This is a genomic window from Pseudoalteromonas luteoviolacea, from assembly GCF_018100925.1.
Taxonomy (GTDB): domain Bacteria; phylum Pseudomonadota; class Gammaproteobacteria; order Enterobacterales; family Alteromonadaceae; genus Pseudoalteromonas; species Pseudoalteromonas obscura.
The window spans coordinates 520,022-531,162 of record NZ_JAGJEH010000001.1 but is presented as its reverse complement, the minus strand read 5'-3'; the positions used below and the strand labels follow the sequence as shown (position 1 = coordinate 531,162).

Below are 11,141 nucleotides of genomic sequence, written 5' to 3'. Positions count from 1 at the left end.
AAGCCAACCCTGCACACTGTTCCGTATTTTATGCCTAGTTAACCCCGTAAACCCCCTATATATATTGAGCTTAACTGACTCAAAGCTGCCTTATTCATGCCCAAGTATCCAAATGAGATTCGTCTTCTTCACTTTTAACATCTTCCTTGTCTTCATCTTCAGGTAAATCCCGTTGATGTTTAAGTTCACTATCGACATTATTCGCTTGAGACTTGCCCTTTATTTTCTCAGCTTTGTTATCCAATACACCTACAATCTTAAATGGACCATTGTGCGCAATTTTCAAGCGAACAATCGGAGCCATGAAAGGTTTAAATACATCCATATACACACCTCCTCCAAAGTAAACTACTGACCTACATACTTATTATCGGCTGATATAAATTATTCTTTATTTATTTTTAAAAAGTACTTGCCAGCTTTGGTAATTTCATGATTATCTATAAAAAGTTAATCGAATTACAAAAAATTTTACATTACAGGTAAGAACATGTTTTTAAATCTGACAGCAGTACATCATCACCATCATACATCGGGATAGCCTGTCAGGTATTTCGCTGGTGGGTTATTCCTAAAAGGAACCTCCGGCGAATCACTCAACGTATTTAAAATTTATTTCGCCCCGAGGTTCCCTCGGGGTTTTTCGTTTTTGAATATTAGGAAATAAATTATGAATACAACTAATCGCTTACGTATCGCAATCCAAAAGTCAGGCAGACTATCAAAAGACTGCCAATCCTTGTTAAAACAACTGGGCGTCAAGCTCAATCTACGTGAGCAACGCCTCATCGCTCACTCAACCAACATGCCAATCGACGTACTACGAGTGCGCGATGACGATATTCCGGGATTGGTAATGGATGGCGTATGTGATTTAGGAATTGTTGGTGAAAATGTACTTGTCGAAACACAAGCTGAGCGCGAGCGAGTTGGTCAAGCCAACGCCGTAAAGAAGCTATCTAAACTAGATTTTGGCTATTGTAGGCTCGCACTTGCATGGCCGCAGGAGCTAGGTCAACAATCCAAAGATTGGTTTAACGGCAAGCGCATCGCTACAACCTATCCTGAAATATTAAAACAGTACCTTGCTGACGAAAATATTGACGCAAGTGTTGTCATGTTAACGGGCTCCGTTGAAGTCGCACCACGTGCAGGCCTTGCTGATGCAATTTGCGACCTAGTTTCTACTGGCGCAACTTTAGAAGCCAACGGCTTAATGCAAGGTGACACCATTTTGGAGTCTAATGCTTGCTTAATCCAAAATGCTAATCTCAACGATGACAACAAGCTTTCTCTGATCAACAAGTTACTCCCGCGTTTGAAAGGCGTTAGACAAGCGAAAGAAAGTAAATACATCATGTTACACGCCCCTAAAGCAAAACTCGAAGAAGTCTGCGCGCTGCTTCCAGGCACTGGGCAACCTACTTTGCTCTCTCTTGCTGGCAGTGAAGACTACGTGGCGCTACACATGGTAAGCAGTGAAACGCTATTTTGGGAAACCATGGAAGAGTTAAAAGCCTTAGGGGCCAACTCAATACTCGTCATGCCAATAGAAAAAATGATGGAGTAAACCATGCTCGTTTGGAATCAACTAGACCAACAAGCACAGCTCAAATTGCTCACTCGCCCTGCGGTTAGCGCAGGGGCGGGAGTGCAAATTGCTGTTGAAGGTATCATTGAGGAAGTACGCCAAAAAGGCGATAAAGCTCTATTTGAAATGGCTGAGCAGTTTGATAGTCGTCAATCGGATAGATTGCGCGTAACTGAAAACGAAATCGCGCAAAGCGAACTTCAACTCAGCAGCGAGCTAAAAAATGCAATTGACCAAGCGTACAACAATATTCGTGCCTTCCACGAGCTGCAACTGCCTGAATCAAAAATGCTTGAGACACAGTCTGGTGTTGTATGCGAATTAAAATACCAAGCCATTGATGCTGTTGGAATTTATGTACCAGGCGGAAGTGCGCCACTACCCTCTTCTGTGCTAATGCAAGGTGTATGTGCGCAGTTGAGTGGTGCAAAAACAGTCGTGCTCGCAACACCGGTTAAAGGGGATGAGCGAATCCACCCTGCTATTTTATATGCAGCTAAAAAGTGCGATATCAACATCATCGTTGAAAGTGGTGGTGCAGGCGTTATCGCCGCGATGGCACTGGGAACAGAAAGCGTCCCAAAAGTAGATAAAGTTTTTGGTCCAGGTAACGCATTTGTCACCATGGCAAAACAGTTACTGTCGCAGTCTGTGCCAGGATTCGCTATCGACATGCCAGCCGGTCCTTCCGAGGTGCTTGTTATTGCCGATGAACATGCCAACCCAGCTTTTGCGGCAGCCGATTTATTATCTCAAGCAGAACACGGTGCAGATTCTCAAGTATTGCTCCTCTGCGATAGCGCATCATTTATTAATGAAGTTGAAGCCGAGATCACTAGGCAGTTGGCGGCACTATCAAGGGCAGACATTGCCAAAAAAGCAATGGAAAATAGCGCGCTAATACTTGTTGAATCAATAGAGCAAGCGTTTGAACTTTCAGCTGAATATGGCCCAGAACATTTAATACTGCAAATACGAGATGCGCAATCCCGAATTGACTTAGTCAAAAATGCAGGCTCAGTATTTGTCGGCGACTATACACCAGAATCAGCAGGCGACTACGCATCGGGAACTAACCACGTACTACCAACGTATGGTTACAGTAAAACCTATTCCAGTTTAAATTTAATGGACTTTTTTAGAACCTACACAGTTCAATCCATTACTAAACAAGGTTTACTTGATTTGAGCAAAGCGATTTTACCTTTGGCTGAGGCTGAAGGGCTGGATGCGCACGCCAACGCCGTTGCAATCAGAATAAATGGTGGGAAATAACAATGTCTAATTCATTACTACCGCAAAATATTGCGAGCTTAAAAGCATATAGCTCTGCAAAAAGTGAGAAGCTCACAGGCAGCACTTGGCTTAACGCCAATGAAAGCCCGTTTAATAAAGCCGTTGAACTGTCACTCGATGAGTTAAATCGATATCCAGAGCCACAACCTGAAGCAGTGATAGATGCGTACAGTAATTATGCACAACTTGCTCCAACACAGGTTCTGATGACCCGAGGTGCAGACGAAGGCATTGAACTGTTAATGCGCACATTTTGTGAACCTGCAAAAGACAGCATCGCCATTTTCACGCCAACCTATGGAATGTACAAGGTATCTGCTGATACGCAAAATATCGCTATTAACGAACTTTCACAAGCACAACTGCAACGAGATCAAATCAGTGAATTGAGCGAGCGTATTGGCAGCGCTAAGTTAGTTTTTATTTGCAACCCAAATAACCCAACAGGAAGTTTAACACCTGTAGACAAAGTAGCCTCTCTGGCAAAAGCACTCGAGAACTCAGCGTTGATTGTTGTGGACGAAGCGTATATTGAATTTGCGCCGGAACAAAGTGCCGTGTCTTTGCTGCAAGACTTTAATAATGTCGTAGTCCTTAGAACTCTGTCTAAAGCATTTGCACTAGCAGGTCTACGTACCGGGTTTTTACTTGCCAATGACGCAGTATTAAATCCTGTGAGAAAAGTCATTGCTCCCTACCCTGTTTCAACTGCGGTTGCGAAAATCGCAGAGCAAGCATTGACGCCAGATGCGGTCACACAAATGCGCCGTCAGGTAAGCATTTTAAACAGCAACAAATCCAAACTGGAAGCATGGCTAAGCAAATCTCCCCTTGTCACTCAATTATTATCTGGTGAGGGCAATTTTATCACTTTGCAACTGAGCGACAAGACACTGATTAGTAACGCAATGAAAGCAGGCACCATCATGCGACCATTTACGCTATTTGGTGAAGACAACTGGCTGAGAATATCTATCGGCAGCGAGCAAGAGTTAGAACAAGTCAAACTTTGGTTAGAGCAAAGCGAGTAAGGAAGTAAAATGAGTACGCCATATCTATTCATCGACCGCGATGGCACATTAATAGAAGAACCAGTGACAGATAAACAAGTAGATAGCCTAGAAAAGCTAGCTCTACTACCCAATGTTATTCCAGCTATGCTGGCGTTGCAAAGTGCAGGATACCGTCTGGTTATGGTGTCTAATCAAGATGGATTAGGCACTGATAGCTTTCCCGAGGCAGACTTTGCCGCCCCGCACAATAAAATGATGGAGATCTTTTCATCACAGGGGATCAAGTTTGACGAAGTATTAATTTGCCCGCACTTCGACGAAGATAACTGTAATTGCCGTAAACCAAAAACTGGCCTGCTGACGTCAATTATGCGCTCCGGAAAAGTAGACTTATCTCGCTCTTATGTCATTGGTGACCGTCATACAGATATTCAGCTCGCTGAAAACTTGTGTATTCAAGGCATTCTTTATGATGGTGATTGGAACAAAATTGTCACTGAGCTAACGACACAAAATCGTCAGGCAAGTGTAATAAGAAACACCAAAGAAACACAAATCGCAGTCGCAGCTAACTTAGATCAAACAGCTAACGGCGAAATCAATACAGGCCTAGGCTTTTTTGACCACATGCTAGACCAAATCCGCACTCACGCAAATATTGGCTTGGAAATAACAGCAAAAGGTGACCTGCACATTGACGAACACCACTTGGTAGAGGATGTGGGTATCGCGCTTGGTCAAGTACTTCGTGAGGCCTTGGGCACAAAGTCCCAAATTGCACGTTATGGTTTTGCCCTACCAATGGACGAGTGTAAAGCAGAGTGCCAAATTGATTTATCTGGTCGCGCGTCTTTTGTGCTCAACGCCAACTTTAGTCGAGATAGCGTAGGTGATTTAGATGTGCAAATGGTCGAGCACTTTTTTAAATCTTTGTCAGACAATGCGCAAATAAGCCTGATTTTAAGCGTATCTGATGGCAACTGTCACCACCAAGTTGAAGGGCTATTCAAAGCATTTGCTCGTGCATTACGCATGGCAATAGCTAAAGATCTGTCTCAACTCACAGCTAGTTCAAAGGGGTGTTTATGATCGCCATAATTAATACTGGTTGCGCCAATATCAATTCCGTTCGTTTTGCGTTTGAACGCCTCGGCGTCACTCCCGAAGTGCTATCAGACCCAAGTCAGTTAAATAAATTTGATCGCGCTGTACTGCCGGGTGTTGGTCATGCCAACGTCGCAATGAAACGCCTAATTGAGCAAGGATGGCAGCAAGCTATTAATGAATATAACAAACCTCTGCTGGGCATTTGTCTCGGTATGCAGATGCTATGTGATGACAGCGAGGAAGGTAATGTCAAAGGACTAGGAATTATTGACGGCAGCATCAAGACGTTGCAAACAGGTAATTTAACGAGCCCACATATGGGGTGGAACAACATCAAAGTCAGCAAAGAACATCCTTTGACAAAGGGTATTACAAGTGACGATCAAGTTTACTTCGTACACAGCTTTGCCCATGAGGTAAATAGTACGACGTTGGCAAGCTGCGAATATGGCCAACCCTTTTCAGCAATTATCGCTAAAGACAATTACGCTGGCATGCAGTTTCACCCTGAAAAAAGCGCCAAAGTCGGTGCACAACTTTTAACTAATTTTATGCAATGGTAAGTTTAATAAGGAACGAACATGATAATCCCTGCACTCGATGTTTTAGATAGCCAAATTGTTCGCCTTTATCAGGGCAAATATGATACGGCTCAATTTTACCCTTTTGACTTGCAGTCTCGCCTTCATCAATATCAAGATGCCGGCGCCATAAAATTGCACCTAGTTGATTTAGAGGGGGCACGAGATCCAAATAAAAAACAGTGGCAACAAATTCAAAACGCTACCAGTGAATTAGACACTCCCTATCAAGTTGGCGGGGGGATCCGTGCATACGAAGACATTAAGCAATGGCTCAAAGCTGGAGCAAACCAAGTGGTAATAGGGTCTTTGGCCGTGGACCAAAAAGAGCAATTGGCCGAGTGGATCCAAGAATTTGGTGCCGAACGTTTTGTCATCGCATTAGATGTGAATAAAAGTGCCGACGGTTGGTCTGTAGCGACTCACGGTTGGCTAAGTGACTCTAGCGTTTCCTTATTTGAGCTCATTGATTTCTATTTGAACCTTGGTGTATACGACTTTTTGTGTACGGATATAAGTAAAGATGGCACTATGACGGGCCCCTCTTTTGAACTGTATCAACAAATAGTTGCACACAGTCCAGCGGCAAAAGTACAAGCTTCTGGTGGCGTCAGCTCTTTGGAAGATATAAAACAACTCATCAAGATCGGCGTAAGCGGCATAATCCTTGGTAAGTCATTATTAGATGACGCATTTACAGTTGAGGAGGCTATCGCATGTTATCGAAACGCATAATTCCATGCCTCGATGTCAAAAACGGCCAAGTCGTCAAAGGGGTGAAATTTAAACAACATGAAGTCGTTGGTGACATCATCGACCTTGCTAAGTTATACAGCGAACAAGGTGCCGATGAATTGGTATTTTATGAAATTAGTGCCAGTGTTGAGAAACGATTGCTCGACTTAAACTGGGTCAGAGATATCGCCAAAAATATCGACATCCCTTTTTGTGTAGCCGGCGGGATAAAGTCGGTTGATGATGCTGCTAAAGTACTAGAACAAGGCGCTGACAAAATATCTATCAACAGCCCAGCAATCGCCAGGCCTGAGTTGATCAAGGAATTACATGACGAGTTTGGCAAGCAGTGTGTTGTGGTAGGCATTGACAGCTTCTACGATGAACACAGTGGGGAGTACTTAGTGTATCAGTTAACTGGTGACCCTAACGCAGCGAGTCAAACTAGATACAAAACTCAAGAATGGATCCAGCGAGTACAAGATTTAGGTGCTGGTGAAATTGTTTTAAACTGTATGAACCAAGATGGTGTACGCAAAGGCTATGATTTATCACAACTGAAGCAAATGAGGGCACTGTGTGACATCCCCCTAATAGCGTCTGGCGGTGCTGGTAAAGAACAAGATTTTGTCGATGTATTTAATCAAGCCAATGTCGATGGCGCCTTAGCTGCAAGTGTCTTCCATAAACAAGTCATTGAGATACCAAAGCTAAAACAATACTTAAAAGATAATAAGGTAGCGACAAGATTATGCAATTAACACCAGAAAACCTCAGCACTGTCGACTTTGGTAAATCAGAGTTGATCCCAGCCATTGTGCAAGACTACGCGACAGGTGTGATCTTGATGCAAGGATTTATGAACCTTGAAGCACTGCAGGTGACTTTCGAAAAAAAGCTCGTCACATTTTACTCAAGATCTAAATCTAGACTGTGGACTAAAGGCGAGTCATCAAACAATGTGCTTACGCTCGTTGAAGCGCACACTGATTGTGATAAAGACAGCATCTTAATTTTAGCAACGCCCGCTGGACCGACTTGCCATTTAGGGACTGAGAGCTGCTTCGAAGGTGCAAAACCAGAGCTTGCTTTTTTAGGTACTTTACAAAAAGTCATCAGTGAGCGAAAAAATGCAGATCCAAAATCCAGCTATACCGCGTCATTATTTGCCAAAGACTTAAGCCGGAGCTGTCAAAAAGTCGGTGAGGAAGGCGTTGAAGTCGCTCTTGCAGCCATGAAACAAGATAAAGAGGAATTACTTAACGAATCTGCTGATTTAATTTACCACCTGTTAGTACTTTTACAACGAAGTGAGCTCAGTTTACCGCAAGTTGTAGAGACATTAGCCAAAAGGCACCGCTAAACTATCTCATCCGAAATGACCATGGTATGCTTAGGAAAAATTTAAAAAGGAAGCTGCCATGGTTGTTCGCCACCTATTATATTCTATCGGGTTTATAACGCTAGTTGGGTGCAATACACTCCCCAGTGACGTAGAGAAAAAAGTTGAAAACATGACTGACTGTGAAAAAGTTAATGCACTGATCACAGGGGCTGGTGACGGCTTTTCAATACTAAAAGGTAGCGAAATAAACGGCAAGCTAATGAAAAGCTGGCAACCTAAAGCCCATTTAATTGAAGATAGCTGCCAGATCAACTTATATACGAGCGGTAATACTGCGTATGAGTGCAATAAAGCGTTTTCAGGGAAAACTGCTGCTTTAGTTAGATTTGAACAAGTAAACGAAAAGCTAAAAACATGCCTAAGCCCAGATTGGGAAGAAAAACAGCATTTTGGCAAAGAAAGTAGCCGTTCAACATTTACCAGTGACCTATCAGATACGAAAGTAGCTGTGAATTTTGGTACTACCTTAGACAAACAAAAACCATGGGCCGTCAGTTTGGAAATTGTCAAATAAACGATCATAGAATTGTGTTGGTTTAGCGGTGAGAGTAGATAGTTCTCTTATAGTAAGATTTGATCTATCTACTTTTAGCTAAAATAGAAACCAATCAAGCGATAAAGTGTCGTATCAATTATATTAAACTGCCCTTTCATCAAGCGTGCCTAGATAGCAATTAAAGTTGTTCTACCCACATACTGCCAAATTGATCCTATAAGCCTTCAGTTCATTCTCTGTACCACTTTGCGACTACTAGTTCAAAAATAATCAATAGCGCAGATGTTGAAGGGAGGATAATAGCCATCAGAGTGTATGCATTTGATGGACAAGGTATCTCTTACAAATACTTTTGCTAAAACTCATTTTTTTTAAGTCCAATTTTGATATCATTCGGCACTTAAATTTGTGAAAACGATTATAGAAGGCAACTTCGAATGAAAAACGCTCAATACGACTATCTAATCGTCGGTGCTGGTTTATTTGGTGCTGTGTTTGCTCGAGAAGCTACGGATCAAGGCAAGAAAGTTTTAGTCATAGACAAACGTGACCATACCGGTGGCAATATTTATTGTGAAAACATTGAAGGAGTCAACGTTCATAAATATGGCGCACATATTTTCCATACCAGCAATCAAGAAGTGTGGGATTATGTAAATCGTTTTGTATCATTTAACCACTATGTCAACTCGCCTGTTGCTCGATATCAAGACAAGCTTTATAACCTACCTTTTAATATGAATACGTTTTATCAGTTGTGGGGAGTGACTACACCTCAAGAAGCAAAAGATAAAATCGCGCAGGAAAGAGCGCCTTATGCTGATATTGACCCTCAAAACCTTGAAGAGCAGGCTTTGTTCTTAGGCGGTCGCGATCTTTATGAAAAGCTCATCAAAGGGTATACAGAAAAGCAATGGGGACGCCCTGCTACGCAAATCCCTTCGTTTATAATTAGAAGACTGCCATTTAGATTTACCTTTGATAACAATTACTTCAATGATCTTTATCAAGGTATACCAATGGGTGGCTACAATGCATTGACAGACGCATTACTTGAAGGTGTAGAAGTGCGCACTGGTGTAAACTATTTCGACAATAGTGATGAGTACAATCAGTTAGCTGATAAAGTGCTTTACACAGGTAAAATCGACGAGTTTTTCGATTGTCAGTTCGGCAAGTTGGAATATAGAAGTTTGCATTTCGAAACTGAAGTACTCGAACAAGATAATTACCAAGGCAATGCAGTAGTAAACTATACGGAACGTGAAGTACCTTACACTCGTATTTTAGAGCACAAGCATTTTGAGTTCGGTACTCAAGAAAAAACGGTAGTGACCAAAGAGTATCCACACGAATTTAGTAAGGACAACGAACCTTACTACCCAATTAATGATGAAACGAACAACGCATTATTAGCCCGTTATCAAGAACTTGCTAAAACGGAGCCATATGCTAATAAGTTCATTTTTGGTGGCCGCCTTGCAAACTATAAATACTACGATATGGACGACACAATAGAAGCTGCTCTAGCACTAACCGATAGGGAATTAGCATAAATTATGAGTAACAAAGTTTATATTGCTCGAAACTACCGCTCAAAATTTGATGCCGCAGGAAAAGCTAAAATGGATTGTGAAACCATATTAGAAAACAACGGCTGGAAAAATATTGGGTTTAAGCAAACTTGGATTGCCAACTCTATTTTGGGCACTTTGATAAGTGCCCTAGGCGTCACTTGGGCTATTTTAAGGCTGAAATCTGGAAGCACCGTTTGTTTACAGTATCCATTCAATAAGTTTTATGGCTATTGCTTGTGGGGTGCCAAACTTAAAAATAGTAAAGTACTTACGCTTGTTCACGATTTAAAGAGCTTAAAAGGTAAATACGGTCACTCCGATAAAGAAGTTAAACTACTGAAACAGTCTGATCAGCTAATTGTTCACAACGACAAAATGGCGGCGTGGTTTCATGAGCAAAACTTTAACTCTGAAATTACAAACATAGAAGCATTTGACTATTTACATACTGATAACCCAAATGCAAAACGTACTCAAACAGACTATGAAAATATTCGCGTTGTGTTTGCCGGTAATATGGGTCCGTTTGTCTATGAACTTGATGGCCTTGAACGCGGCAACTTTAAGTTTGATTTATACGGTGTTGGATATGATGCAAAAAAAGTCAAAGACATAAACAACACCATTTTAGATTACAAAGGCTGCTTTCCATCAAACGAAGTCATTGACCATATTGATGGTGACTTTGGTCTTGTTTGGTATGGCAATACACTAGATTCGTGTGACGGTGTTACTGGTAAGTATTTAATGTTCAACAACCCACACAAGCTATCTCTGTACTTGCTGTGCGATATGCCGATCATCATCTGGGACAAGGCAGCTATGGCTGACTTAGTTGAGAAAGAAGGTATTGGATTTAGCATCAGCTCTTTGCGAGATATAAAAGATCGTTTGGCTGAACTTACACCGGCTCAAATTGAGCAAATGAAGCAAAATGTTCAACGTGTTAAAGCTGATGTTCAATCTGGACAGTTTTTAACAAAAGCATTAAACAGATTATCTTAATATATAAACTGTATTTTTTAATCATCGTAACCCCTCTTTTATGAGGGGTTACTTCTATTTTTGTCTTGCATTAATCTCGGTCAAACATTAAATATTTGCGCATTCAAATATTAGATATAAGCTCTAACCCTACCTAAAGCCCCATATCAACTGATACCTAACCATCACTACCCACCTCATACGGTGCAATAAATAATACCTGTAATCTACAAATCTAATTACGACTGTTTCAAATTACGGAGACCACATAGTTTAGATTTAGCGAGCAGCTAGAACTGATAAACTTCAAAAGAAAGAAGCCCCTATATTCAATGTAATTCCTATTTAATATGAGC

At 41.6% G+C, this 11,141-nt stretch carries 12 protein-coding genes; 11 read left to right on the top strand and 1 reads right to left on the bottom strand.

The annotated features are described in order from the left end of the window. Positions 1-94: 94 nt before the first annotated feature. Positions 95-325 carry a hypothetical protein gene (locus J8M00_RS02070; RefSeq protein WP_211008705.1) on the bottom strand — a complete coding sequence of 77 codons (231 nt, stop codon included), beginning with the start codon at positions 323-325 and terminating at the stop codon, positions 95-97. Between the two features lie 345 nt (positions 326-670). Between J8M00_RS02070 and hisG the strand changes: the two genes are divergently transcribed. The 11 genes from hisG (at position 671) to J8M00_RS02015 (ending at position 10,806) form a co-directional block, all read left to right on the top strand. After that, positions 671-1,570 (top strand): ATP phosphoribosyltransferase, encoded by a 900-nt coding sequence (hisG, locus tag J8M00_RS02065; RefSeq protein WP_023397774.1) that lies wholly within the window; start codon positions 671-673, stop codon positions 1,568-1,570. A gap of 3 nt (positions 1,571-1,573) precedes the next feature. Beyond that, entirely contained in the window at positions 1,574-2,866 is a 1,293-nt protein-coding gene (hisD, locus tag J8M00_RS02060; protein ID WP_211008704.1) for a histidinol dehydrogenase, read from the top strand. Between the two features lie 2 nt (positions 2,867-2,868). Next, on the top strand, positions 2,869-3,918 hold the full coding sequence (gene hisC, locus J8M00_RS02055) for a histidinol-phosphate transaminase (protein WP_211008703.1): 1,050 nt from the start codon (positions 2,869-2,871) through the stop codon (positions 3,916-3,918). 9 nt (positions 3,919-3,927) lie between these two features. Next, the gene (gene hisB, locus J8M00_RS02050) at positions 3,928-4,989 is read left to right on the top strand and encodes a bifunctional histidinol-phosphatase/imidazoleglycerol-phosphate dehydratase HisB (protein ID WP_211008702.1); all 1,062 of its coding nucleotides are present in this window, start codon (positions 3,928-3,930) and stop codon (positions 4,987-4,989) included. Next, positions 4,986-5,570 (top strand): imidazole glycerol phosphate synthase subunit HisH, encoded by a 585-nt coding sequence (gene hisH / locus J8M00_RS02045; protein ID WP_211008701.1) that lies wholly within the window; start codon positions 4,986-4,988, stop codon positions 5,568-5,570. The genes hisB and hisH overlap by 4 nt, the downstream gene beginning before the upstream one ends. Positions 5,571-5,588: 18 nt before the next feature. Next, positions 5,589-6,323: a 1-(5-phosphoribosyl)-5-[(5-phosphoribosylamino)methylideneamino]imidazole-4-carboxamide isomerase gene (hisA, locus tag J8M00_RS02040; protein ID WP_211008700.1), complete on the top strand. Its 735-nt coding sequence runs from the start codon at positions 5,589-5,591 to the stop codon at positions 6,321-6,323. Beyond that, positions 6,305-7,084, top strand: coding sequence for an imidazole glycerol phosphate synthase subunit HisF (gene hisF, locus J8M00_RS02035; protein ID WP_211008699.1), 780 nt, complete (start codon positions 6,305-6,307; stop codon positions 7,082-7,084). Before hisA ends, hisF begins: the two co-directional genes overlap by 19 nt. Continuing rightward, a complete protein-coding gene (gene hisIE / locus J8M00_RS02030; protein ID WP_211008698.1) occupies positions 7,075-7,686 on the top strand; it encodes a bifunctional phosphoribosyl-AMP cyclohydrolase/phosphoribosyl-ATP diphosphatase HisIE in 612 nt (203 codons plus the stop codon). Before hisF ends, hisIE begins: the two co-directional genes overlap by 10 nt. A 58-nt stretch (positions 7,687-7,744) precedes the next feature. Then, positions 7,745-8,242 (top strand): hypothetical protein, encoded by a 498-nt coding sequence (locus tag J8M00_RS02025; protein WP_023397782.1) that lies wholly within the window; start codon positions 7,745-7,747, stop codon positions 8,240-8,242. Positions 8,243-8,661: 419 nt separating this feature from the next. Continuing rightward, the gene (gene glf, locus J8M00_RS02020; RefSeq protein WP_211008697.1) at positions 8,662-9,780 is read left to right on the top strand and encodes a UDP-galactopyranose mutase; all 1,119 of its coding nucleotides are present in this window, start codon (positions 8,662-8,664) and stop codon (positions 9,778-9,780) included. A 3-nt stretch (positions 9,781-9,783) separates the two neighbouring features. Beyond that, complete coding sequence (locus J8M00_RS02015) at positions 9,784-10,806, top strand: hypothetical protein (RefSeq protein ID WP_211008696.1); 1,023 nt, start codon at positions 9,784-9,786, stop codon at positions 10,804-10,806. The last annotated feature ends 335 nt before the right edge of the window (positions 10,807-11,141 follow it).